Below are 24583 nucleotides of genomic sequence, written 5' to 3' on the forward strand. Positions count from 1 at the left end.
CAGGTAGGAGGAAACAAAACTGATTCTATTGCTGGATAAAGTTACTTTTCCCTGATGCTGGTAAGAAGCCTTGGAATGACCGCATCCTTGGCTAGGCTGTTGTAGTAAGAAATCAGCCTCTCTGCAAGATAAGGATCGTCATAATGGGATATGGCTAACGTGAACTCTTCTGGGTTGGTATAGTTTGTAGTCTCGTAACATACCATCCTTCCATCCACCACCATAAAGCTTGCAGGTATTTCCTTCTTTCTGAGATCAAACCACGGGGATTTCACAAGGGCGTTGACCATCTCGAAGGTCTCCCTGTTCGGCGGCGTTCTCAGGACCGCGTTCAATCTGCTCTCTACGGAGATCTGGTCCGGGAGGCTGTCTAGCATGTGCACCGTCAGTCCTTCGGAAATTTTCTTGAATATTATCTTCGCAAAGTTTGGATCATGGTAGCGAGTAGCAAGATACACTTCTTTCTGCGCAATTCCTAAAAGCTTTATGACTTCTGCTACCAGTTGGCTGTAGTTCTTTACCACAGAAAAGCCTGACAGATGGGTAGAGTTTACAATATTTCTCAGGCTACTGCTCTGAATTATCTCGTTTATTACGGACTCTTTTTGATGCTGAGGAAAGTCTTGCCTTGTCTTCAAGACATCTACTGCCTTGAGGTTCCAATAGTTTGCCAGCATCTCTTCCAGCGTCTTGACGTGGCTGTTGCATACCAGCGAGCCAAAGGTGGTAGTAATGTAGATGTTTTCTCGCTTTTCGATCAAGCCTGCTTCCTTTAGGCGCTTGAGCCTGACGTAGAACTGCTTTTTGCTTAGATTGCCTGCGTAGCTATTAGAAGAGGCCTTGAAACCCGAATAAGCCATTTTTAGTATGTTGACTGAATGCCTGTCTGCCAATATGGAGAAAACGTGCTGGATGTTGACCGGCTCTGACATGTGCGACTATGGATAATCCCCATAGTATATAAATATTCGACTTTTGTCCAGTTCAAGCAACTTGGCAGCTATAGGTTCTACGTAATGCACCAGAGCCTGCGCTCTTCTAACGGAAAGAACTCAGCCAATCCCGTATTGTGGAAATGAATCTTATCCTGGATTCTTCCGAGTATTTTGGCGAATCCTGATTAAAAAACATGGCATCGTAGAACCAGTGGTCACAGTCAAACATCTTTAATTCCTTGTTCTGGCTGCGAAGCATCTTGAGATATTCTTCAGATACTTGGGGGTAAACGTTTCTGTCCTTTTGCCCATGCAAGAGGAGGATAGGATCGACAATGTCTGCAAGCTCGGCAACTTTGCTGTTACGCGTTGCCAGGACGTCGACAAGAAACCTGTACGAGTATTCTGTATTGATCATTTTCTTGCGCACAACCTCCTCAAATTCCTCGCCGCTTACTTTTGCGTATTGCGGAAGCACCTTCATCATGTCTGCGGTGCTGCGCGGAGTGAGTATCCTGCGCAATAACAGGTAGAGGAACATGCCGGCGCTGGGCTCGGTGTCTGACCTCTTGATGTTGTTTATGTGTATGTACGGGCACATTATTATCAAGCCGTCCACGCTGTTCTTGAAGGAGTGCGCGTACCAAAGAGCAAAGGTAGAGCCCATGCTGTGTGCCATTATAAAGACGCGTGATCCGCTCCTTTTCAGGTCAGCGACGATTTGATTGATTGACTGGAGGCATTTTTCAAAATCCACGTCTCCTCTTGGGCCCTCTGATCCCCCGTGACCGGGCAGGTCCATGCTTAGTACGTTATACCCTGCCTGAGACAGTTTTGTCCCTACATAGGTGAATATCCTTGCGTTGGATGGTATTCCGTGGATGCAGAGGATTGTGTCATTTTTTGGATTCTGCGATGGAAACTCGAAGACGTTTATCTTGCCGCTTGCAGTCTGGTAATGACAAGTCAAATAAAGGAATCTCCCGCCCCTTCCCCTTTTTAGGTGTGGATAGCTTTGGCATAAGCATTCCGTTTATTGACCAGGAAATTCTGGCGTGACGCCAGCGATGATGCTGTTAGCCGCCGTCTTTCTTTCCAATTACGCTGAAAAACCGTGCGTAGGTTACAAAACTGTCTTTCTTTTTGGAAAGTTGCTTGAGGTCGCTAAACATCCTCTCATATTCGCTTTCCTTCATCACGCCATGCTGCAGGATCGCCGGCTTTAGGCTGTCTGCTATCCTCCACCCAAGCGAACATAGCGGCTCGTTGCCCATCATCAGGCAAGGCGCATAGCATTCTACGCTTGCATGCAGCGATTCCTCCACCGCCATCTTGTACAGCTTTCTGCCTGCGAGCGGGTCGCCCCCTGATTTTCTCACAAGCGTTACAAAAGCCTCTCTGAGCGTGTCAACGCATTCCTCGTGTGGATGAGATAGCCACGAATCCGGAGAATGATCAAGCTCTTGAATTACCACCGTTCCTCCGTCCCTGACCATGCCCTTCATTGCCTTTACCGCCTGCTTGGGGTCCTTTAGGTGCACAAACATGAACCTTGAAAATGCAAGGTCAAATTTATCGCTCTTTTCCTGTAATGACGATATTATGTCTTGATGGATAAAGTCGACATTGGGAAAGGTGTTGACAGTACGGCAATACTGGAGATAGTTGTCGTCAATGTCTACGCCTGTAACATGCCCTTCTTTGCCTACCATCTGGGCCATCAGGCGAGTGACAGAGCCCGAGCCAGAACCAACATCTGCACAATCCATGCCCCTTCTTATTCCCGCTTTTAAAAGCGCGTCTCGTGAAAACGGTTCGAAAAATGACGCCTGTATGTCTAGCCTCTCGATCTCGCTTTTTCTGTTGCCAAGGACATAGCTGTCTGCCATCTTGTTCTTTTTCACCTTTTAAGAGTGTATTTGCGTGAATATTCTAAAGTACATGTTACTATATGAGGCAAAAAGTGAGAAATTTCTCCAAGCTTCATTCTCGAAGGTATGTCATACTTTCTCTTAACCTTTTTCTAAATTGACCGTGTGCGCCATCTTCAATATAGACCAATATAGTCTATATAGAAATGCTTGATATTCCTGATCGCCAGTCTCATAATCGTATGCTAGCGTCTACAACCAAGCTTGAGGTTTTGAAAATAAGCCTGATTTCAGAACAGGTGGCTCGCTTGCAGGTGATTTCTTGCGACCTTTGTGGCTCACAAAAGGCATCTTTTGACGTCTATGTAAAAGGCGCAGTCGAAGGCGTGCCTGCACTAAAGAGATGCTGCGATAGCTGCAAGTCGCTTCTTATCACCCAGTAAGCGCCTTTATTGCCCACATGCACGCCGCTGCTATGGCGGCGCTTGCCGGTATAGTTATCACCCAAGCATAGATTATCCTCTTTCCAAGTCCCCATCTTACTGCGGAAAACCTCTTTGTCGCGCCGACGCCCATTATTGCGCCAGAAATTGCGTGCGTAGTGCTTACAGGTATCCCAAGCCACGCCATCGAAGTCAGGATGGCGCCGCCGCCCGTCTCTGCGCAGAACCCCTGGTACGGCTTTAGGTTCGTCAGCCTAAACGCCATGGTCTTGACTATTCTCCATCCTCCAAAGAACGTGCCAAGCGCTATGGCAGACGCGGCACTTATTATCACCCACAACGGGACGACAAATTCCTTCGAGTGCATCAGGCCGCCTGCGATCAGGAGCGCCGTTATGATGCCCATGGTCTTTTGCCCGTCGTTTGCGCCGTGCGTCAGCGAGAAAAACGCCGAGGACACTATCTGCAGCCTGCCAAACACCCTGTTGACCCTGCCGGGCACCTTTTTGCGCAAAAAGTACATCATCGCAAGCGCAAAGCCGCCTGCGACTGCAAAGCCCATGGCCGGCGACACCACCATGAACGTCAATGTTTTTTCGACGCCGGGCGCAACTATGGCCTGCAGACCGCCTGCAAAGAGCGCCGAGCCTACCAGCCCGCCGATGAGCGCGTGGCTGCTTGACGACGGCAGACCGAACCACCACGTTATGAGGTCCCAAGCTGTTGCACCCAAAAGCCCCGCTATTATGACATCCACAGTCGAAAATTCAGGCATGATGATTCCTTTTCCTACTGTGGCGGCCACGGCCGTGCCAAAGATGAACGGACCGCTAAAATTGGCCGCCGCTGCAATTCCGACGGCTTGGATGGGTCTGAGCACCCTTGTGCCGACGATTGTTGCGATAGAGTTTGCCGCGTCATGAAAGCCGTTTACGAAATCAAAAAACAGAGCCGCGCCGATTGCACCGTAAACCACTAGGATTATGCTCTGGTCGGCCACTTTTGATCCTCAACCGTATTTTAAGCCGATATCCTCAAACGTGTCGGCGACGTCCTGACACCTGTTGACCGCGTCTTCCAGCTGGAGGTAGATTTCCTTGAACTTGATTATTTCTATTGCGTCGCTGGTATCAAATAGCTCTGCGATTGCAAGCCTGTATATGGTGTCAGCCTCGTGCTCGTACTTGTTGATGTTCCTGCAGTGCTCTATCAGGTCTGCCGAGTTTTTGAAGCCCCGGAGGCGCATCATCAGCGTGTGCACCTCCTGCGTGGCAGAAAGCAGGATCTTGGCAAGCTCTATCATGTACGGCGTCGGCTTGCTTATCTTAAAGAGCACGAACCTGTCTGCCGCGCCGTCTATGTAGTCGAGTATCTCGTCCACCTCGCTTGTCAGCTTGGAAATGTCTTCTCTGTCAAGAGGCGTGACAAACGTCTTGTCCATGATGAGGTAGATGTTGTGGGCTATTTCGTCGCCCCTATGCTCAATGTCTTTAATGTTGACCTTGCGCTCGCCTACATTCTCAAAATTTGAAACTAGGTCAACAAGGGCGTTAGCGGCCTTGAGCACGTTTGCGCCCTGCTGCTCTAGTGCATCGATGATCTCTCTGTCATTGGAGCGGATCCATGAGAGAAAGCCGCCGCCAGCCATTATCTACTGGACTACATGAATGCACTGTATAATACCCTATACTACATGATCTACATATTCTATATTGATATTCTCTCTCTGTCTTAGATTGGTATGGTGACCCGCTCTATCATGGCGGGATGCTTTTCCCTGTAGTGCCTCACAAGCTCTTTTACTGTGGCAAACGTCATCCTGCATTCTTCGCAGCTTTCTGCCGGGCTCTTGGAAACGGAAAAGAGTGGCCTTTTGCTGACCCGGATTGTCCTGTTGCCCGGAAGCGATATTGCAAGCATGCCGCCGTCATCCCAGCTCTTCAAGTGCTTTTCAAACTCTTCGTACGCCGAGAGGTTGAAGCACGCCACTGGGTCGTTTTCAAAGTCACACGCCCTCTTTTTGGTCATGTAGTCCTCGTGGATCTTGCGCAGCCATTCATCGACTATTTCCGGGTTGTCTGACAGTATGTCCTGAGCAATCCTCAACGTGTACACCGCGATCTTGTTTTCCAGCGCGTCGTTTGGAACTATCAAGTAGCCCTTCAGCTTTAGGCCCAGCGAGCCGTCTTCAAATGCGTGCCCCATGACACTGTCTTAATACATTTCCAATAATTAAGCATTGCTTAACTGAATAATCAAGTATATTTAGATTCCAAATGAATAATATAATTTTCTTAACAAAGAAATGAGATTTTAGATAAATATTGTAATCTGTATTTTCGCGGACAATGGACTCTAGGCATCCTTGATGGCATCTCCGTGTGATAATAATCCGGATTTTGAGAATCAGCGCGTAAATAGCTTTTTTTCCAGTTTTGGCATAAAAACGGGCTTGTAGTTGTCAAAATCATCGTATGCGCCACAATAGCCCGAAGCCTCTTCATCCGAATGGCAGGTCGCAGAGTTATCGTCGTAAAGCTTGCAAATGTGCGCATATCTGCACATTTCCGATTTCATGCATATCATGCAGATGGCATCGAATAACAGTAACATGTTCAAAATCACGCAATAGCATGAAAAATAATCCCATGTTCTGTTATATCCTGTTGCATGGCGTGTATGAAAAAAATCTTTTTGGCAGAGCTACAATACATGAACAAAAAAAGAAAGAAGGGAAAAAAGGCTTAGCCCTTTTTGTTCTCCTTTATGTCCCAGCCTCCGGTCATTGGCGCGCCCAGAGAGCCGTCAGGGTTTGTGGGATAGTACGTGAACTCTATCTTGGCAAAGTTGAGCGAGAAGCTGTCTGTAGGAACCGCTCCTGAACTGCCTCCTTGCTGGTACGAGGAGATGAGCACGTCTGTCAGCTTGATCTGGAGGAACTGCTGGCCCTTTTTGCCGCTCATTTCGCCTGTGAGTGTGACCTGCTTGATGTGCTGGCCTGTAGCCGTTGCAAGCATCAGTTTTGGAGATGACTTGTCAATCACCTTGGTAAAACTGATGTCTTGGAACGACACCTTTCCCGCTCCCGCGCCGCCTCCTGCGCTTGCCGAGCCCGTGTTAGACGCACCCCAGCTGAACGATTCGATGTTTATCTCGCCCTTGTGCCTGTCGCTTGTTGATTCTCCTTCAATGCCGTCTATCTTTAGAAAATAGTCTACCGTGGCAGCATCAGCAGAAGGAATCCCGAGCAGCGCCTCGCTGGCCGAGATCTTTTGCGACGCAGAAGAAAAAGATGCCACTGCAACATACCCTGCAAGAATCGACGTGACAACCGCTACCGACGCTACTACCTGCATCTTGCCTAGGTTTGGCATGGCGACGCATAAGGCAGTAAAGATATACCTTTTCTGTAGTTTGGCTCTATAAGATAGATGGAAAAGAAGAAAGGGGGAAGAAGAGATGCCCTACTTGGGCAACTCTCTCTTTTCTGTTGCCGCCGCGATCCTCGGGATGGATCCAAGGTCGACGCACGGCACCTGCTCCAGCGCGACTGCCGCAGTATCGGACGCGCCATAGCCCGTTATGATGCCAAAGCCGTTTGTGTGCTTGGGATACACTCTCAGTTCTATGGCAAACGAACACTTTTGATGCGCGCCGAGCATCTCGCCAAACGTCTTTTCGGCGGCCTTGGCATTTGCCGCATTGAGCGGGCTTGGGATCGGCGGGACAGTCGAGGGGGCGTTTGCAGTGCCTGTCTCTATCGTCCCGCTTGTGTCGTTGAGCCCGCGCACGAACCACAGGTTGTAGCTGTGCATGAACTTGTTGACGTGGAACGCATAGAACCGCACCGTGAACTTGTCGCCAGAGCACCCTGTCAGGAAGAGGCAGCTTCCCTCTACAGGCGCGTCGTTCTTGCGCAGCGCAACAATGTCGCCATAGCAGGCGACGTTGTCTGCATGGAACATGTGTACGAGTGCGGCATAGTTCACCGCGTCGGTGGCAGTCTCTGTTGACCATCGCCTGAAGGTAAACGGCTTGTCGATCCCTGCTCCCGCTGCGCCCGCAGGCTTGATCCTGTTTCCAGCCCCGTCAAACACCTCGACTATCACAAGGTGCTTGCCGTTGTCATGCATGGTCGTGTTCCATGACTGGTGGAACTGGAACCAGAGCCACCCGCCGTCTGGCGCATCGGATTCGTACGGGATGAGGTACAGCCCCGAATTGCTGCCGACCGCATTTGGACCAAGCGCGACTGCCTCTGTCTGCAATTGCGTCCCGACCCACTTCCAGCGGCTCCATGCGACAGGGTCTGTCAGCACCTGCGGCACGCCATCCGGGTCGCCGGAAGAGTTTGCCCTGACCACGCTTACCCTGTAGTATTTTGCGCCTATCCCCTTCATTCCCTCGTGGAACTTGAGCCTGAAGCTGAGCGTCTGGCCCCAAGGCTGGCCAGTGTAGTTGTTGTTGACAAGTCCGTCGCCGGGGTTTGCCGATGAGACGCCAAGCTCGCTGTCCTGCGCAGGGCTTGCAAGCTTCCAGCTTGGGATGTAGCCAATGTTTTCCAGCATCACAAAGTTCGTTCCGGGATCGGGGACGTCGCTTCCCGGGTCACAGGCGCGCCCCTTCCAGGTGCGCAGGTGAGCATCGTCAGAGGCAGTAAAGTAGTCGTGCGTTGTCGAGCCGTCATAGATGTACACCCACTGGTTGTCCTGCCACTGCCTGACCTTGTAATAGTAGGTTATCCTGCACCCTGCCCTTACAAACGGCCGCCAGTAGCAAAAGCTGAACTCGCCGTCCTCGTTCACGGGCGTTTCGCCGACCTTTCTTGAACTGCACGTGCAAAAGATCGGGTAGAGGTAGTAATGGGCGTCAATGTATGCGAGTCTGTCCTGCAGCGGAAGTGACATCAGCATGTAATAGTCCTCTGCTAGTTTTTCAGGCGGGTTGCCAAGCGGCACCTTGGCGCCTGTTGCGCGCACAAGGCTTGCCGCCTTTTCCATCTGCCTTATTGGCACAGGGTCAGGACCGGGTCCCGGGATCGGAATAGGGCCTAGCTCTGGCCATGGGCTTATGGGCCCCGGATCCGGGTCAGGAATTGGAGGAACACGTTCTATCAAATCTTTGAGCCTGTCAAGTATGTCGTCTATGTCAAAGGGCGGTCGCAGCCTGCAGCAGCACGTCTTTTCATAGACTTCGACGACGGCGTTGCATATTGGCGCGCAGATGGTAGGCAGCGTCAATGACGGCGTGATTGTTGTTGCCTTTGATATTTCTGGCCTGAGCGTCAGAACGTCCGTAAATGTCGTTGTCTTTGCAAGGGCAATGTCTGCAAGCAGCCACGGCCTTGGCCTGCACCTGTGCACGTCGCCATGCACGCAGACTATGGGAAGAATCCAGTCGCGCCACTTGGGCGTAACCTCTATCACGCCTGTCCTGGACCACTCGGCGACTTTCTCCCTTGGCCTGAAGGTGACGAGCATTTCCCTTGTCACTTCTTTTTCGTCAATGTCTGGGCCAAACCCGTAGCTTGCCCCTTCCTTGACGTTGCGGGCTAGCTCTGAAAGCTGGATCTTGTTTCCTTGAATGGATCCGAGTTTTCTGACAACGCCCTTTTCGACTGCAAAAAGTGCCACGCGTGGCGCTTGGTCTTTCTCAGTGCTTCCAAGAAACCGTAGTTCTAGCGTCTTGTCGCTATTGTTGTTGGTAGCAGGTATCCTTGAGGCTGCCATGGCCTCTTGCAAGTTCCCATTTATTAAAGAATAGTAGATATAGTTTCTAGTAAATAGTATCTTGCTACAAGGTTAGCCAATATGAGATAATAATGATAATAGATCACTTTTTACACGAAATCTGTTATCCTCGATGGTTTTCTGCGGATCTTACGTTCAATTCTTGTTATGGTCTTTTCCTGCATTTCGTCCAGCTCGCCTCTCATTGCCAGGAACTGAAGCGCATTGTGCGGCGCGCCAGCATTGTAGTGGTTGTTAAAGTAGGCGTACGTCACCGGGACCTTAGCCTCCATCTCTTTTAGCTTGTCAACCCAAGGCATCAGCTCTTCTTCTGAATATGTATAGTCGTACCAGATGGGCTTGCCTCTGCCGTGCCACCTTACGTACGCGTGTGTTGATGAAGTCACGACGATCTTTGACAGAAACTCTATTGGGGATTCGGTTATCGTGTTTGCGACATTGTATTTCTTTAGCAGATCCCATGTTTCTTTTCTGTCCCACGATTCGTGCCGGAACTCGACTGCAAAATGGATGTAGGAAGGCAATAACTCTAAAAAGGATTCCAACACGTCTGCCTCGTCATAGGAAAAGCTGGGCGCAAGCTGCACAAGCAAGCACCCAAGCTTATCTGACTCTTCAAGCGGCTTGATGACGTCCAGAAACTTTGCCAAATCGTCCTCTGCACCCTCCGTGAGGCGCTTGTCGTGGGTTATCGTCTTTGGCAGTTTCAGCGAAAACTTGAACAATGGGCCTGTCGCCTTTTCCCATCCTCTTACCATCATCTTTGTCGGCATACGGTAAAACGACGAATCAACCTCGACTGTGTCAAATACTTTGGCATAAAACGGGAGCTTGGCAACCCTGTTGTTTGGGTAGAAAAGCCCGACCCACTCCTGGTAGCTCCACCCGCAGGTGCCAAGAAGCAATGTATCTCTATTTCAGAACGCTAGGATATTTGTCTACTGCTGCCTCGGCTTTTTCAGAAACATCTTGGCCACTTCGGGCAGTGCAAATGCGTAGTGTATGTGGCTGCAGTCCTTGGACTCGCACAGCCCACAGTAGAGCGTCTTGTCCTTCAGGTAGACCTCTGCGGTCTTGCCGGCTTTGGCGTCGCGGATGAACAGTATGTTGTCCTGGTATCCAATCTTTGAGAAGTAGGGCGCGTAGCTCTGCAGGAACCTGTCGCGCTCTATGGCTTCAACAAGCACAGAGTTGATGTACTCCTTGGTGTTCCAGTGCATCTTTTCTGCAGTCGACTTCATGACGTCGTACGTCTGCTTGAAGATCTCGACCGTTATCACTTCCTTGCCGCCACGCTTGACCATATACAGTAACATGTTATAACATGCTTCCTTATATCATTTCTGAATGTAAAAGCATGTTATGTCATGTACTTTTGATGCTCCTTCACCAAATCTTCCGGGATAAAATGTAAATTGTCACATACAACTCGTAGGGTCACTGTCACGCTGGCATTCAACAAATGTGAATCCATATCCGGGCATGCGAACGATAATGGCGAATGGGTTGCTCATGTCGTCAATAAACACATTGACACCTTTCCAGCCTTCTGGCAGCCAATCAAATGACTCTTCCTTCCTACTTCCTTTCCAGTGAACTTCGTACGCAATTTTGTCCGTATAGTCTACGACATCTGGATAATAGTCGCGTCCGTTCCGAAGCGGAGGGCCCTGCCTTTTGCGACGGTACTTTACGTTTGGCTCTATCGTGTGTAAAGGGTACTTTTCTTTGAGGCACCTTGCAAGTTTTGCAACGACTCTGTCATGAGTGTCCTTCTCATTGTAATATGGTGACATGGTTACTCTCTAGCTATCCTCTTTCTGTGCTACGAGCGTCCAGCTGGCCACACCATCTGCATACCAAAAGTGGCAAACCTTTCCTTCGTCGTGGTCAACAGGATAAGCAAGCCTTCCCTTTGCCAAGATCTCTGTAATCGTCTTGGCGTCAATCTCGACGGGCATGTCCTTGCCATACTCTTGTTGGTAATGGTGTGCAAATGTGTCCATGTCTATCTTGAAGGCCCTTGGACCATTTTCACTCCTCTCTAGCAGGAGGGCTTTCCATGCATTGGCTATTTCACGCTCTCTTGTCCGCGGGCTCGAAATTACCCTCTCTACAGATGCTTGGATCTTTTCGCCAAAGATTTTCATGATTATGCTACGCAACTGGTTTTCCAACTCTTCATAGAGTTGGCTTCCCTTGCAGCCCCCTTTGATGGTGCAAGTTGCAGGCCTTCGAGAGTTATGATGTCGATTCTTGACGCTGCAAAGAGGGCTTGGATCCGACGAATGCTGTTGGAGATGTCCGATTCCTTAATGTCAACGCGCCTGATTCTCGCATAGTTTCCAGCAATAGCCTGAAGTTCGTAAAGAGTGTATTTCTTCATGCCCGTGTAATTGACAGGCTTGTTGGCAATTACTGTGAGGATGTCGATATCCAGTTTTGCATGCTCCCTTTCACTCAGCTTGAGCAACCCCTCAAGCAACCTTGCGTTCAGCAGCTCTTCTTCTTTTCTTGGCATCGGCTGGTGGGCACCACCGCGGGTTAATCTTGGAAATTATCAAGCCTTTAGTTCTTAGGTCTGCTCTACAATACGTGCGGTTACAACTTATTCAATAGGCTCTTAAATTACCGCATGTTTGCCGCAGGAGAGGGGTCCTCTTCAAGATCTGCTGAGAAAGATGTCCAAGAAGGGATTTTACGAGATTCTAAAATACATCGACAGTAGGGGGCCTCTGCATTACAATGACATCCTACGTCACGCTCAAGGTACAAAGGTAGTAGATAGCCGCGGCCAAGTCAACATAATAGTGAATGGATTGACCTCCCTAGGTCTGTTAGATAGGGCAGTCTCTTTGGACAAGCCGGTGAGGACGAGCTACAGCATCAGCAAGAAAGGAAAGCTGGTATTGGAATTTCTAATGCGATTAGAAAAAGAAGCGTAAGGCTTGCGGGCAGCAAAGTCTGGCACACGTAGGATTCCTTTGACTCGCATGGTCTCTGGATGACGGCATCTACGCCGTGGCAGAAACCGACACGGAGAGTTTTTACGCCAGACCAATCGTCCTTGCTATCCTTTTACGTGATTCTTGAATTTCATATCTGACGTGATTTCTTTCTGGGAGACTGTCTGCCGCTAGCCCTAGTGCATAAACCAAGGCCGGCACTAATTTTCTGTTTTCAATTGCTTCGCCCATTGCAGCTTTGAGCAGAGGAACAAGTCTATCCTGCCGCGTGACATACCTGTTGAGATACACATAGAGAGGCAGGTTTTTCGATATACTTTGGGCAAGCATAGAGACGATCTCGGTAAAGAATTCTCGGTATTCTCGTTCAACCGTCGCCCTCTTTACCTCTAGCTCTTCAACTGAGGCTTGACATATCTGCCTCTCATCCCTCCATGCCTCAGTCTCTGCCATAACGCCAAGGCACTCGTCATTCTTTTCTTCAAGTTTCTGTTCTTGACATGCAAGCCATTTTTGAAAACCTACTATTGGCGAATAGTGCTCTTCGACATCATGTAGGAAACGCGGGAATGCAAGTTCTTTACTGACGCCTCTTTGAATTGCTATTTGCGCTATCTTCTCTGCAAGGATTTCGATTTGATGTGGAAGCAAGCAACCCCTATTTGCAACACGCTGAAGCTCGATTGCCACGTTGGCCGATTCTAGTTCCTTGATCTTCTGCTCCGTTAACTTTTCAACCTCTGCAAGGTACTTCTTTGCCGCTGCTACTCTGGCATCGTAGTTTTCGACATCGGAGAGTTTTCCAACCATCTTCTTGGGGCTACAGCCATCCTTTTCATATTCGACAAACATTCTGGAAATTTCTGGTATGTCAGAGTAGTCTAGGTCATTCTTTGTAAGAAGTTTGTCAAATGCTTCTTTTTTGGCGAGCTGGTCTCTGGCTGCATTTTCCTGTCTCTGTACATCTTCTAGCTTGGCTAACCCGGCATCGATATCTGCTCTGATGTTTCGAAAAGTTTGAAGGTCCTCCTCGGCCTTTTTAGGAATCTCATCAAGTGGAAGATAAGGGTTGACGGTGTATTTCGCAGCTGTCCAACGCAGGGTGCTACCAAACGTCTTTCGGTTTACTTCTGGGCCCATAAGAGGCATCAAACCATCGGCAAATTCCTTGGCGTTATCCAGGCCCACTTTTGCAAATGCCACCGCCGTTTCGTACCCCCACACTGCCTTGGACGGATGCATCTGACTTTGATTGTGGGTCTTGGCAAATTCCCTATGGGCCTTCAGACGGTCAGGGCCTCCTACGAACTTGGCGAACTTGCTTACTTTATTCTGGACGTTGGTTTCAGAGGTACTGCGTCTTTCAGCTATCTGCTTGCGAGGAACGTTGTTTATGTGGTCAGCCAGTATTCCCATTGTAACGTCTTCTTCAGTTTGGGCTGTCATTTTTTTGACGGGTGCGGTAAAGGACGCATGTAAATAAGGTTTGCGCGTACTCTGGTATTTGTTGGGTAGCAAGTTTGGGGCCCCGGGAAATGTCTAGTATCCGATCCCGCGTGTCAGGTTTCTGCTTCAGGAAGTAAAGTACTATGTCAGGTGCTTTTGAAAATATGTCAAGTGGGGGCGAAAAACCAGTCAAGTGGAGCGTCAAGTGCCATGTCAAGTACTATGTCAAGTGTGATCTGAGCGCAAAATCAGATACAAATTGCTGCGGCAATTTTTTCAGGCTTCCTCAAGCACAAAAAAGACATCGGGGCCCCGAAAGGAAAGACACAATGAGAGCGCGCCTAACTACACTGATATTAGCCTGAATTCTGCTAGGTTTGTGCAGGAATAGCCTTTCAGGAAGGAAATGAGGGCCCAAGCTAGCGGATCTTGTAAAGAGGAATCTAGGAGTCATAGAGAGGTACACAGAAAGAGGTAAGCATAGGCTTCGTACTTGACGTGACAAAACAGCCAACTTGACAGGATCTACAGAGGGTCCTTCTACTACGGCAGATAGCAAACATCTTTTGAGTTTGTCGGTGCATATTTTCTCCTCTTCTCAACCGACTGTCGCTTCCAAGGCGAGGGTCGGGGCCCCGTAAAAATGTCAACGCCAAGAATAAGACAAAAAGTTCGACAATTGTCCGGTCAATTTTTACGTCTGAAAGAAGCCGGCCATTTATCAGGTTTTATCAGTTTATCAGTTTCACCCGTAAAAACCTGATGAATCCAGAAAAGTGATGACAGACTATTTTCCTAGCATTTTCATCAGTTCGTTGTCGGGGTCCTTTGCAAAGCATGCCTGGCAATTCCTGATAAATAATGGCTCATATTTTTTTGGCGGGGCCCCGTTTTGCACCTAGCTGCAAAAACGAGAGGTCAGCAATTTCCTGTATAATCATAATGCTCAGGGGCCCCTACCCACTTCTGCAAAACAAGTAGAAAGCCAGCGCTCGTCAATAAAGAAACAAAAGTCGCAGCAAAAGCATGGCTCTTGCAATCACGGTTGTTTGAGCAAGAATTCTACTGCCTCTTCGGGGCCCTTCACACAAATGTCTCCAAAATCACGCGTTCTCGCGTACGAGTGGAATATAGAAGGGCCCCGACAATTTGCTGACACCAGCAAGTTCGGACGCATCAAGACTGGACTAATTGAAGGCAGGAACAGATGTCGACAACTTTAATAATATCTAAAATTTAGCCTGTGCACCTTGAGCAATATCGAGGAATCAGTTCCAAACTTGTCCTCTCTAATGGAAGATCTGGCTATGGCAGAGCCAGCGAAAAGGCATGCAATGGTCTTGCAGTACACTTCCGACAAGACAGACCAAATGGTCTTTTTGACCGTTCTTTCAAGGAGAACTTGTCGAGCCAATCGATCTTCCTAACGGAGGCCACGGAGAGCGACACTTTCTGACAAGGGATGAGTTTGATGAAATGTTCTTGAAACTTCATCGAGATCCCCGCTGGGAAATCTGCTACATCGATTGGGATTCTGAAGGCAACAGATTAGGCTATGGGCGAGCGGTCCAAAAAAATAACGATAAACTTGATTAGATTAGCGTATGCCTAGTTCGAGCTTATTTGCATCCAAATACACTGATAGAAACTTAGGTTGTTCTTCCAAATCACTCCAGTCCTTGATATTATGTCTACAAAATGCAAGTGCGATTCCTGTTAGATTAGACTTCGTTACCCCTTATACCCCATCGTCTTTCAGAGGCTCATGATAGTCGCTATCATGGACTTTATCCTAGACCTTATCTGCGCCTTTGGAGCTACTCCTCTGAACCCGTCTAGTAATTCTCCGTTCCTGAAAATTATGACAGTCGGGACGCTCTGTACTTCAAACAAGCTCGTAATCCTTGGATTCTCGTCTACGTTCAGCCTTCCAAAGACTGTTTTGCCTGCCATCTCTGAAGCCATCTGTTCTATTGTCGGCACAAGCATTCTACACGATCCGCACCATGGAGCAAAAAAATCCACTATGAGGAGAGGATATTTTTGTAGAGCCTGTTCAAAGTTTGAGTCAGTCAGCGCAATAGGGGTGTCAATAGTCACTTCTTTGTTGTTGCCACTTCTTCCAAACTCCATCTTGTTGACTCGGGCCATCTCTCCTATCCTCAAGTCAGAGTTGCGATTATTACATTGCACGGTATTGCATGCACCATGCAATACTGATAGACCCTGCCTATTAAGTATTGCGTTATTGCCAACACAGTACAATACCTTTAATAGTGAAATGCGGCAAGGGATGCACAGATGCGAAATTCATCTCTGAGTGTAATAACAGCGGGTAATGCAACATGTAAAGATCTTCTGTCTTGTATGTATGACCTTTCTTCCTCTGATATGGCATTGCTGGCATTATTGCTTAGGGAAGCAAAACCCCAGACTTTGGATGAACTTGCCGATTCAATGGATCGAGATAGAGGCACCGCGTTCAGGTCGCTTCAGAGGCTAGTCAGCCTAGGCTTTTGTACAAAGCAGACTGTAAATCTGAAAGAGGGGGGTTACAAGCACCTCTACAGTTCTGCAGGTATTGAGCAGATTGAAAAGAATGCAGAACACCGTGTAAAAGAGATACGGTCTTCATTGAATCGCTTGATGAAAAAGTTCCGTCAAGATATCCGATATATGGCTGCTGCTACTTCTGAGCAATGACGACGATAAACAACTTTCGCCCTTCATTTGCAAACCTTTGGCAATTCTCAAAGAGAACAGCAAAAAGAAAAGAAGGAGGATGTTCAGGCTGAGAGAACTCCTTTTATTTCCTTTACCTTCTCAAGAACCATTTTCCTGACATTCATTTCCATTGTTCATTGAACTCTCTGCCATGCAGTGTACACCTACTCGATAAGAAATACCACTACAATTGAAACACGAAGGTACAACAAATGGGTAAGATTAACGGAGAAAATGTTGCAGGTGCTGCATTTCTACTATTTGCCAGTGTCTTCTTGGCAGCCGGAATGGTAAATCCTATAATTGCTTCAGTTGCAGTCGTCTTTTACTTCCTTGCTGCGGCGGGGGTTGCGCTAGTGTTTTTGGGGTATAGGACGCATCGCAATGAAATCTTGTCGTCTGGAACAACAGCCGTTCAACAACAACATCACTGAATTTCACTCCTTCCCTGCTCTAATTCTCCTTTATTTGCCATGCACTGTGTACCTGCTGCTTTAATGCAATGACTCTTCTAACATCCTCACTCCAAACTACAGTCGAGATCCTTGGCTCATCTCCGCCCTGCGTTCATATCGGCATATGCTACTCTGTTGATGGTGGAGGTGAGCCATGACTGTTGTCGATAACGCGAATACTTGGCGGACTTGTCAAATGCATCTCTCTAGTGCATCTCTGATTTCTATCCTGTTTTCTGTATCATAAGTGCGACTTTTGCATCAAGTCTCCAATGCTTCCAATCTACAGCAGTGATAGTCACAATACTGCTAACGTTCTTTCTCTGATAGAATAAAAAGATCTTATTGCCAAAAAAGCATACACATATGTCCAGAGATATCAAAAGCAATAGAATAAGAAGGATTCTTGTTCCTGTAGATGGGTCTGAAAATGCATTTCGTGCGACTTCTTTTGCCATCGACCTTGCCAAAAAATATGGTGCAGAGTTGGTAGTGATATACGCACTTCAACTGAATCAGAGCCTCTCTTACCTTGGCACCTATGGTATGCCTACGCCTCAACATATTGCAGATATGATACAGGCTGCAAAGAAGGAAGCTGATCCTTGGTTTGACCGTATCAAGAAGGAAGCCGACGCCTCTACCGTAAAAGTGAAGAGTGAGGTTATCGAAGCACCGTTATCCATTGTTGGCGATATTGTAACGTATGCGGAAAATAACCAATTTGATATCATCGTGGTAGGAAGCAGAGGACGGACAGGTTTCAAGAAAATTTTGCTCGGCAGCATTGCATCGGGCATTGTGACCTATGCCCATTGTCCCGTCCTAGTGACAAAATAGTTGAACTCATTCTTTTCATCTCTTTGGAAAAGTGTTGACGGCCAGTCGTACCCGTCATATTGCTATTTCTGCATACTCTTCTTCTTTTCCTTCGCGTGCAAGAGTTCTCCGAGCTCTCTGCCAATTGTCTCAAAAAACTGTTTCATTTCTGGTTTGATGTTGGCCTGCGTTCTGGACTTCTCCTCACCTTCTATCTTCTTCTCTTCCCACACTACCGTTGCGGAGCTGTGCGGCCTAAGAATTTCAAGTCCATATGTTACAAGTTTCTTCTCGATATACTCGGCCGCACTTCCCGCCATTACGTCGTCAAGCCGCGTGTCAAAAGCAAAGCCATACTTGCCTTTTAAATCCAAGGCTCTCAATCGCTCCAGGAATTGCTTTATTGGCTTTGAGGCGGTAACGAATTGAGTTGGTGCGCCTATTGCAATGAAGTCATAATTGGCGATCTTGGCAATGCTAGTATCCGTTATATTGGCGCAGTCTGCCTCGATGCCTGCTTCTCGCAACCCCTTTACAAGGGAGTTGCCTACCTTCTCGGTATTCCCAAAGAGTGTGTCAAAAAGGATTATTGCTTTCGTGCCTCTCTCACACCTTCTCCTAGTCTTTCTTGTAACTGATGCCGTTTTCACTAGCTTTCGTGCTACCCTGCCTCTGTGCTCTGCTATCTATCACTGTGATTATGGCTCCCACTATGAGAGCGATAATTCCAGCCGCAGCCAGGCCTCCTCCTGCGATTACCATGCCCAGTCCACCCTCTTCTCCTGCTATTGCATTGATATTGGGTTTTCCATCAGATCCCACAAATGACATATATCCAAATGCTCCACTGACACTGACTGGCTGGGTCCCGAGGTTTGACACGGTGACGGTATAGATCCCTGCTATTTGCGGATTGAAGCTGTTAAAGAAAGATTCTCCAAATTCATGGCTGCTTACCACCTTCCCAGTGGGATCCGTTATCGTCTCTTTCAGCCTTATGTCTGAAAATGCCTGTTGTTGCTGTCCCGACTTGTCTATTCCAATTGCCAGGGAAAGCGGTTTACCAAGTTGATTTACATTGGCCCTCGCGTCCACGGATCTTCCTGGCTCTATAGTCGTCTTTGCCACTATCGTATTCTCCTTAAGAAAAGAGCCAGCAAAGGAAATGCCCCATACTACAGATATTGTTATTCCTGTCACTAACAAGACGACACCAGAAATGAGTACAATATGTCCTCTTTTCATTTTCTAGAAATCACTCCCTCAGATATTTGGCAGTACTTTGTGTACTTCTATTGTCATCGTTTGTAGTTTTTATCACGATAGTTTTTGCAGCTCGGCTCAACAATCTCTGCCTTTTGTCATTTGTAAATATCCATCCGAAGAAAACATCTATTGGCAGAAGAAATGCTTTTCCAAAGCTAGAGATTGCGATGCTTGTCGTATCTGCTTGATTGCCTTCCAGGTTTGTTGTCCTGATGTGCAAAAGCATCTTTCCTATCGATCGACCCTCGTGTCTTGATTCCATGTATGTCCAATACGCAAAAAACACCAGACTGCTTATGGCAAAGCTAAAAGGCCCACCAAAGCCGCCGTTCCACCACCATTCCCCACCGATATACGGTAGTGATGAAGTCATCATCCCTCTTGTCATCATGATCATTCCTGGATTCGTAAATCCATAAAGCCACATTGGCATTGATAGCAAGCCAAACAGTACTGCTAGAGCGACATTTACCACCATGAAATCAACAAGCCACGCCCAGAATCTTGTACTCCACTTTGCCAAAATTATCTCTGGATTCTGCGTAGGGGGCCGATCGCCACCGGCAGCGCCATTAGGTTGATTCTTTGGATTCATGGACATGAATGTATGTGTCTTTCCACTTTATCATATTAGAATACATGGATTTCACTGCAATGCACTGCAGACTTGATGTGGTATCTTAAGTCGAACTCCTCAAGGTTTGTGTGGATGCTCTGGTGGAATGAACGTCCCAGTATCAAATCTCTGCATAACCTTTTCAATTATGTCTTGCTCTGTCTGGCAGCCTTTGAGGCAGTCCAAAAGATAGAGTCCCAATTCTGTTAGCCGAGCCTTACTGAACAGAAATTCCTGGAAATAAACGTCTCCTGCAATGGCAAACAAAGCCTCGGTACTATATTCACCAAGCTCAGGACTGGACTCTTTTGCCTTGTTCAGCTCTATTACGCCGTTAACCATGGCATGGTTGACATCCTTCCTAGTCAGACCGTATTCAAACAGTTCAAGAACCGAGAGGCTGGCAATGTCCAGAACTGTTACTATCCTCACTATAATTGGATCTCTCAGAAGTCTCTTTAGCTCTTGTGTGTCAACTTGCTTCTTTTGTGTTTTCTTACTCACAGGCGTACCCTCAGATCGTGATTGAAAATTATAAACGTCATGCATTACACTGCATTGCAGAATTGGGCCCATCTCCACCGATCGACGGCGTAGATATGCCGATAATTGCAGCGGCAGAGATGGACACACAGCCCGCTTCTTTTTCGAACTATCAATACCGTCCGCGTTTTTTGCTATATTGACTAGGTGTACACTGCATCGCAAAAATCAAGCTGTTGTGACAAGTTCGAGTCAATATGGAAGCCCGGATCAAACATCGGAGCATCGAATAGGCAGGTATTTGCTGTTTGACAGTCAGGCGCCCTGCATGAGAAAGTCGCTCATCGTTAATTTTACAAGGTCGGTCACACGTAGGGTATTGCAGTGGCAGAAAGTGTGGCTATTGTTTCTTTTATCAGAATTCACTGCACGGCACTGTACTCTCTCTTCTTAATTATGAACTGGTCAAAATTACTCACAGATATGTCAGAAACAAAGTTAGTTGCTCTCGAAGATGTTAGGAGCCAATTTACAAAGCTAAGAGAAACATATGAAAAGGTACTTCCGAAGGTGGACCCTGCCCTTCTCAATGACTTTTTGGAAAGAGAAGGTGTAACCAGCGACCCAAAATCCTACACAATCGAAGTATTTACAAGGGAAGGCGTCGACGTAGAGACAGCTCGTCAATACATCCTTGCTAAAACAGGCATGGCTCCGGCCATTTTTGACAATGGCACACACTACGTTACCAATCAGAAGCTGACCTTGGAGATGCTCAAGGAGATATCTGACTCGGAAGACGTGGTAGAAGTCAGAGGAAACTATTGTGGCGGATTGGGAATGAAAGGCGCTTATTTTGAGAGGCGGTCATAATCGGGTTTTATTCCCTTCCTCCCGACCCCCACCCTTTTCTTTCGTCTTTTCTCCAAAAATCTACTTCCGTCGAACATCAATGAAAAGACTCTCCCCTTTTTCACGCTCGGAGTTGTGCAACGTTTTTAGTCGTTGATCAATTGTACAATGCGTGGCAGTGCAATCCCTCCCCTTGTAGTCAACGAGCCCCTCTTGTGAGGTATGGACAATGCAATCCAGATGGAGACTAGAACGACATTATGAAAGGTCTTGCTTATTTGTGGCATCATTGCTCCTCCACTTTACGCTGGTACTGACATACTCGCGGGAACTCTATATCCTGACTACAGCTTCACTGATCAAGCTGTAAGCGAGCTGTTTGCAATCGACGCTGCGACAAGCGGCCTTGTAGTTTCACTTTTCACTGTATATTCTCTCCTTATGTTCACATTTGCGTTAGGCGTTTGGCTCTCGACTGGTCGGAATCGCGCTCGCCGGCACATGCTGGCTTTTATGCTGATTGCAAACGCGGTCAACGGGCTGGTGTTGTGGAATTTCTTCCCACTGCACATGCGTGGCGCCGAGATGACGTTCACCGATACAATGCATGTGATTCTCGCAGCAATGGGCGGCATCTTTGGTTCGCTGGCCATAGGATTTGGGGCAGTTACATTTGGAAAGCGGTTCCTGTTCTACTCTGTAGCGGCAGTCGTGATGCTCTTTGCGCCTACCATTCTGGCATTCTCGTTCGTACCGCAAGTAGCCGCAAACTTCTCCGTGGTTAGGGCTCTTGGAGCGTATCGCATTTGCGGGCTATATGCAATGGCAGATAGTACTATCTGTCGTTCTTTTGCGCGAGAAGAGTGGTCGTCCACAACCTCGTATAGGGGGACTTCCAAAGAGGCCCAATGAGGAGGCAATCTCCCTTCTTTTGTGCGGGAGTTGTACGCATAATGCAAGCAGTGATCAGAAAAAATGAGGGCACGTCTCCGCTGTTTTAATCAGAACTTGTTCGCTTCTTCACCCAAGAAGCTAGATGAAACGCAGCAGCAATTGCAATATTGGACAGCATATCTTCGTTTTCATAGTATTCCCCTACAGCAACTCGTAATATCTAGTGCACTATCATAACCGGACAAGGTGCTCTTTCGCTGACCCCTCTTGAAACACTGCCAAGAGTCTTCAGCTTTGATACCCCGCTCAACCCTACATTACCAATGACAATGAGATCTACATTTTCACTTGCCGCCTGCTCTACTATCTTGTTCGCGACAGGATCACCAATTATTACAACTGTCCTAACTGTCGTGCCCCTGTTTTCTAAGAAGGTTTCAATTTCTTTCTTTTTCTTTTCCAGCATTTCTGCCGCATGAACTTTCATCTCTGCATACAGTCGCCTAACGTATTCTGACAATGGAATATGCTCGCCTTTACTTGTGCTCATTGGCCGTTCAATGAAAACCGGAGATGCGGGAATTTCGGGCACGACATGCAGAAGAATAATCTCACAGCCAGCAACGTCATCATCAGCATAGCTGTTACGTGAAATGGCCTTGGCAAGATCCATCGCATATCTGGTAGCCTTGTCTGCTGGTTTTGAGCCATCGTATGGCACAAGAATTTTCTTGAACATATTCTCTTAGCAGAAGGGTGCGAGTGCATCATTAAAAAGATTACATTGGCATTTCTGCGTATATGCTTCTCCTGCTTCGCAATCTATTCTTCGCAGGTCTATTTCGATTCGAAGAGTACACGCACTGCGCTGCAGTGCAGTCCATTTCTTGAAATAGTATGTGTGTGCTTACAGCACAGTATGACCCAGACCATGCTTTCTGCAAGGCTCCATGAGTATCAAAAACCCTTGATAGTGGAAAACGTCAAAGTTCCAAATGCGCTAGGAGAAGGCGTAGTAGTAAAAGTTGGTGGCGCAGGATTGTGCCATAGTGACCTGCACTTGATAAATGGCGAATGGAAGAATGCCATACCTCTTGCACTGCCAAAGACACCGGGGCACGAAGTTGCAGGCTGGGTAGAGGAGATGGGCAACTTGGTCCCCAAGGGAATGTTTGAGAGAGGCGATCTAGTTGCAGTGTTTGGCGGCTGGGGATGTGGTTCCTGCCTCGCATGTAAAAGGGGTGACGAGCAGATGTGCCTCATTGCAAAATGGCCAGGGTTGTCGCAACACGATGGAGGCTACTCGCAGTACATCGCAGTGCCTTCGTACAGATTTTTAATAAAAGTGGAGGGTTCAAGGCTGAGACCTGAAGAGATTGCACCGCTGACAGATGCAGGTCTTACTCCGTACCGCGCAATCAGAAGATTTCGCCACGTACTTGTGCCTGGAACTGCAATTGCGGTAATAGGTATTGGAGGGCTAGGCTCGTACGGGATCCAGTATGCCAAGATGCTTGCGCCAAATTCAACCACAATAGCCGTCGACAGAAGTGACAAAAAACTAAGGTTCGCAAAAAATCTTGGAGCAGAGCACGCAATCAAGTTGTCAGAAAACACGAGAAAAGAAGTGATGGAGATAACTCAAGGCCGCGGGGTTGATGTCGTTGTCGATTGCGTAGGTGCAGAAAATACTATTTCTGCCTCCGTGGCTCTTCTTGCAAAGGGCGGCGCGCTTACGCTAGTCGGCCTTTTTGGTACTAAAATATGTGCGCCATTGATGTCTACCGTAATAAACGAATATCAGATAACTGGCTCGCTATGGGGAAACTATAACGAGCTTCGTGAAGTTATAGAGCTGGCAAAGCAGGGCAAAGTAAAGCATACGATTCAGACATTCAAGCTTGAGGACATCAACAATGCGATAAACCTGCTGAGGAACGGGCAAATAACAGGAAGGGCGGTCATCACGCCTAACCAGTAAGGCCCAAGCCTTTTATCACAAGGTCCCAAGGTGTTAATATCATGCCATCTGCAAAAAGACACGACGTTCCGATATCTGAGAAGAAATGCGCCATAGAGCCTGCGGCGCCCTTTGGATCTACGCGTATTCCCTTGATCGCGCCAAGGCCGCTTAGCTTCATGGTTGCAAGCACCTCAAAGCCCCTGCGTAACACAAGTTCTCTTGTTTGAGAGCGGAGCAGGTATGCAAGAAACTTTCTGTCGTTGATTACATACGGATGAATATCCTGCTCGAGAAAGACAAGGTTTCGTACGCCCTTTTCCACCATGAAGGAAAGTGCATCCAATACGCTTGCATCCTTATCAATGGTTAGGAGTGGAGACGCAAGCTTTTGTACCTCAACCTTTAGTCCCTTGGCATGATCTATCAAGTCCCTGAGAGACAGTGAAGCAACAATTCTGTCGTTGGATGCCACTGGCATGAATGCAAACTTTGTCTCCCTGAAAACCTGTAACGCCTTTCCAAGTGGGTCATTTTCCTGCAATGGACGCTCAAGAGCTTCCATTATTTCCGAGACTTCGCCGTCAAGCCACCTTTCCCTTGTTTTTAGAATGTGGCTTACAAGGGCGTATCCGCCTATTCTGCCTACAAGCTTCTTCTTGTTTTCTTCAATCATGACCAGACCATCAACGTAGATCTGAGGACCTGTGGCTAGAAAGGTGGCGGCCTGAAGCACAGAGTCCGAAGGGTTTACGTACAGTAACGGCCTTTGAAAAATATGAGGCGCTACCTCCTTTATGGAGATATCTTGCAATCCGAACTCCTCTGATTACTCTGCAACAGCGTATCCTAGCAGTTCTAGAATCCTCTTTGCAGATCTTTCGCCAATGTCAAGCTGTTTGGAAATTTCCTGTATTGAAAGGCCGGACTCGTACATCCTTGCGAGTCGCTTGAGCATCCAAGGATCAACATTGACAACTTTATTTTCTCTAGCCATCGTATCTATCGTAAATAGATACAATGATCAAAGGGATAAAGTACAAGACTTCAGTGCGTGGCAGTGCACTTGAAAGAAAAAATGCGGTGTCGTCGTAGTACGCAAA

28 protein-coding genes are annotated in these 24583 nt (G+C 47.7%); 7 read left to right on the forward strand and 21 right to left on the reverse strand.

Annotation, left to right across the window (positions count from 1 at the left end; translation table 11 throughout):
• Nucleotides 1-41: 41 nt before the first annotated feature.
• From NTE_RS03750 to NTE_RS03760, 3 genes are all read right to left on the reverse strand, one after another.
• The gene (locus tag NTE_RS03750; protein ID WP_148699806.1) at nucleotides 42-932 is read right to left on the reverse strand and encodes a hypothetical protein; all 891 of its coding nucleotides are present in this window, start codon (nucleotides 930-932) and stop codon (nucleotides 42-44) included.
• Nucleotides 933-1038: 106 nt separating this feature from the next.
• On the reverse strand, nucleotides 1039-1905 hold the full coding sequence (locus tag NTE_RS03755; RefSeq protein ID WP_148699807.1) for an alpha/beta hydrolase: 867 nt from the start codon (nucleotides 1903-1905) through the stop codon (nucleotides 1039-1041).
• Between the two features lie 106 nt (nucleotides 1906-2011).
• On the reverse strand, nucleotides 2012-2824 hold the full coding sequence (locus NTE_RS03760; protein WP_148699808.1) for a class I SAM-dependent methyltransferase: 813 nt from the start codon (nucleotides 2822-2824) through the stop codon (nucleotides 2012-2014).
• A gap of 224 nt (nucleotides 2825-3048) precedes the next feature.
• Here NTE_RS03760 and NTE_RS03765 point away from each other — a divergent pair, with 224 nt between their 5' ends.
• Complete coding sequence (locus tag NTE_RS03765) at nucleotides 3049-3249, forward strand: hypothetical protein (protein ID WP_148699809.1); 201 nt, start codon at nucleotides 3049-3051, stop codon at nucleotides 3247-3249.
• Here the strand turns inward: NTE_RS03765 and NTE_RS03770 are convergent.
• The 9 genes from NTE_RS03770 to NTE_RS03810 all read right to left on the reverse strand — a co-directional run bounded on the left by NTE_RS03770 (nucleotide 3239) and on the right by NTE_RS03810 (nucleotide 11520).
• The gene (locus tag NTE_RS03770; RefSeq protein WP_226987155.1) at nucleotides 3239-4249 is read right to left on the reverse strand and encodes an inorganic phosphate transporter; all 1011 of its coding nucleotides are present in this window, start codon (nucleotides 4247-4249) and stop codon (nucleotides 3239-3241) included. The two genes, NTE_RS03765 and NTE_RS03770, sit on opposite strands and share 11 nt — an antisense overlap.
• A 9-nt stretch (nucleotides 4250-4258) precedes the next feature.
• Nucleotides 4259-4897, reverse strand: coding sequence for a DUF47 domain-containing protein (locus NTE_RS03775; protein WP_148699810.1), 639 nt, complete (start codon nucleotides 4895-4897; stop codon nucleotides 4259-4261).
• Nucleotides 4898-4980: 83 nt separating this feature from the next.
• Nucleotides 4981-5454, reverse strand: a complete 474-nt coding sequence (locus NTE_RS03780; RefSeq protein ID WP_148699811.1) for a hypothetical protein — start codon at nucleotides 5452-5454, stop codon at nucleotides 4981-4983.
• A gap of 539 nt (nucleotides 5455-5993) precedes the next feature.
• Nucleotides 5994-6623, reverse strand: a complete 630-nt coding sequence (locus NTE_RS03785; protein ID WP_226987156.1) for an Hcp family type VI secretion system effector — start codon at nucleotides 6621-6623, stop codon at nucleotides 5994-5996.
• A gap of 90 nt (nucleotides 6624-6713) precedes the next feature.
• On the reverse strand, nucleotides 6714-8978 hold the full coding sequence (locus NTE_RS03790; protein ID WP_148699812.1) for a hypothetical protein: 2265 nt from the start codon (nucleotides 8976-8978) through the stop codon (nucleotides 6714-6716).
• Between the two features lie 110 nt (nucleotides 8979-9088).
• Nucleotides 9089-9904, reverse strand: a complete 816-nt coding sequence (locus NTE_RS03795) for a DUF72 domain-containing protein (protein WP_148699813.1) — start codon at nucleotides 9902-9904, stop codon at nucleotides 9089-9091.
• Between the two features lie 33 nt (nucleotides 9905-9937).
• The gene (locus NTE_RS03800; protein ID WP_148699814.1) at nucleotides 9938-10303 is read right to left on the reverse strand and encodes a hypothetical protein; all 366 of its coding nucleotides are present in this window, start codon (nucleotides 10301-10303) and stop codon (nucleotides 9938-9940) included.
• Between the two features lie 501 nt (nucleotides 10304-10804).
• Nucleotides 10805-11149, reverse strand: a complete 345-nt coding sequence (locus NTE_RS03805; RefSeq protein ID WP_148699815.1) for a hypothetical protein — start codon at nucleotides 11147-11149, stop codon at nucleotides 10805-10807.
• 2 nt (nucleotides 11150-11151) lie between these two features.
• On the reverse strand, nucleotides 11152-11520 hold the full coding sequence (locus tag NTE_RS03810) for a hypothetical protein (RefSeq protein ID WP_148699816.1): 369 nt from the start codon (nucleotides 11518-11520) through the stop codon (nucleotides 11152-11154).
• A gap of 118 nt (nucleotides 11521-11638) precedes the next feature.
• On the opposite strand from NTE_RS03810, the gene NTE_RS03815 reads away from it, so the two are divergent.
• On the forward strand, nucleotides 11639-11944 hold the full coding sequence (locus NTE_RS03815; protein WP_148699817.1) for a hypothetical protein: 306 nt from the start codon (nucleotides 11639-11641) through the stop codon (nucleotides 11942-11944).
• A 102-nt stretch (nucleotides 11945-12046) separates the two neighbouring features.
• Here the strand turns inward: NTE_RS03815 and NTE_RS03820 are convergent, their stop codons facing one another.
• Both NTE_RS03820 and trxA read right to left on the reverse strand, forming a co-directional pair.
• Nucleotides 12047-13411, reverse strand: a complete 1365-nt coding sequence (locus tag NTE_RS03820; RefSeq protein WP_148699818.1) for a hypothetical protein — start codon at nucleotides 13409-13411, stop codon at nucleotides 12047-12049.
• A 1755-nt stretch (nucleotides 13412-15166) separates the two neighbouring features.
• A complete protein-coding gene (trxA, locus tag NTE_RS03825) occupies nucleotides 15167-15562 on the reverse strand; it encodes a thioredoxin (protein WP_226987157.1) in 396 nt (131 codons plus the stop codon).
• A gap of 216 nt (nucleotides 15563-15778) precedes the next feature.
• Between trxA and NTE_RS03830 the strand changes: the two genes are divergently transcribed.
• Together NTE_RS03830 and NTE_RS03835 are read left to right on the forward strand one after the other, a co-directional pair.
• The gene (locus NTE_RS03830; RefSeq protein ID WP_226987248.1) at nucleotides 15779-16114 is read left to right on the forward strand and encodes a helix-turn-helix domain-containing protein; all 336 of its coding nucleotides are present in this window, start codon (nucleotides 15779-15781) and stop codon (nucleotides 16112-16114) included.
• A gap of 842 nt (nucleotides 16115-16956) precedes the next feature.
• The gene (locus NTE_RS03835) at nucleotides 16957-17430 is read left to right on the forward strand and encodes a universal stress protein (RefSeq protein ID WP_148699820.1); all 474 of its coding nucleotides are present in this window, start codon (nucleotides 16957-16959) and stop codon (nucleotides 17428-17430) included.
• Between the two features lie 62 nt (nucleotides 17431-17492).
• Here NTE_RS03835 and NTE_RS03840 read toward each other — a convergent pair whose 3' ends face one another.
• From NTE_RS03840 to NTE_RS03855, 4 genes are all read right to left on the reverse strand, one after another.
• Nucleotides 17493-18059 carry a flavodoxin family protein gene (locus NTE_RS03840; protein ID WP_158385071.1) on the reverse strand — a complete coding sequence of 189 codons (567 nt, stop codon included), beginning with the start codon at nucleotides 18057-18059 and terminating at the stop codon, nucleotides 17493-17495.
• A complete protein-coding gene (locus tag NTE_RS03845; RefSeq protein ID WP_148699822.1) occupies nucleotides 18028-18609 on the reverse strand; it encodes a hypothetical protein in 582 nt (193 codons plus the stop codon). The genes NTE_RS03840 and NTE_RS03845 overlap by 32 nt, the downstream gene beginning before the upstream one ends.
• Before the next feature lie 55 nt (nucleotides 18610-18664).
• Nucleotides 18665-19270 (reverse strand): RDD family protein, encoded by a 606-nt coding sequence (locus NTE_RS03850; protein WP_226987158.1) that lies wholly within the window; start codon nucleotides 19268-19270, stop codon nucleotides 18665-18667.
• A 99-nt stretch (nucleotides 19271-19369) separates the two neighbouring features.
• On the reverse strand, nucleotides 19370-19795 hold the full coding sequence (locus tag NTE_RS03855; RefSeq protein WP_148699824.1) for a hypothetical protein: 426 nt from the start codon (nucleotides 19793-19795) through the stop codon (nucleotides 19370-19372).
• Between the two features lie 462 nt (nucleotides 19796-20257).
• Here NTE_RS03855 and NTE_RS03860 point away from each other — a divergent pair, with 462 nt between their 5' ends.
• Entirely contained in the window at nucleotides 20258-20647 is a 390-nt protein-coding gene (locus tag NTE_RS03860) for a hypothetical protein (RefSeq protein ID WP_148699825.1), read from the forward strand.
• A 249-nt stretch (nucleotides 20648-20896) separates the two neighbouring features.
• A complete protein-coding gene (locus NTE_RS03865; protein ID WP_148699826.1) occupies nucleotides 20897-21538 on the forward strand; it encodes a DUF998 domain-containing protein in 642 nt (213 codons plus the stop codon).
• A 202-nt stretch (nucleotides 21539-21740) separates the two neighbouring features.
• Here the strand turns inward: NTE_RS03865 and NTE_RS03870 are convergent, their stop codons facing one another.
• Complete coding sequence (locus tag NTE_RS03870; protein WP_148699827.1) at nucleotides 21741-22259, reverse strand: universal stress protein; 519 nt, start codon at nucleotides 22257-22259, stop codon at nucleotides 21741-21743.
• A 180-nt stretch (nucleotides 22260-22439) separates the two neighbouring features.
• Between NTE_RS03870 and NTE_RS03875 the strand changes: the two genes are divergently transcribed.
• Complete coding sequence (locus NTE_RS03875) at nucleotides 22440-23501, forward strand: NAD(P)-dependent alcohol dehydrogenase (protein WP_148699828.1); 1062 nt, start codon at nucleotides 22440-22442, stop codon at nucleotides 23499-23501.
• Here NTE_RS03875 and NTE_RS03880 read toward each other — a convergent pair.
• A complete protein-coding gene (locus NTE_RS03880; RefSeq protein WP_148699829.1) occupies nucleotides 23491-24156 on the reverse strand; it encodes a CBS domain-containing protein in 666 nt (221 codons plus the stop codon). The genes NTE_RS03875 and NTE_RS03880 overlap by 11 nt on opposite strands.
• 153 nt (nucleotides 24157-24309) lie before the next feature.
• On the reverse strand, nucleotides 24310-24477 hold the full coding sequence (locus tag NTE_RS03885; protein WP_148699830.1) for an ECF-type sigma factor: 168 nt from the start codon (nucleotides 24475-24477) through the stop codon (nucleotides 24310-24312).
• Nucleotides 24478-24583: the final 106 nt, after the last annotated feature.

This window comes from Candidatus Nitrososphaera evergladensis SR1, assembly GCF_000730285.1.
In the GTDB taxonomy this organism is placed as follows: Archaea; Thermoproteota; Nitrososphaeria; order Nitrososphaerales; family Nitrososphaeraceae; genus Nitrososphaera; species Nitrososphaera evergladensis.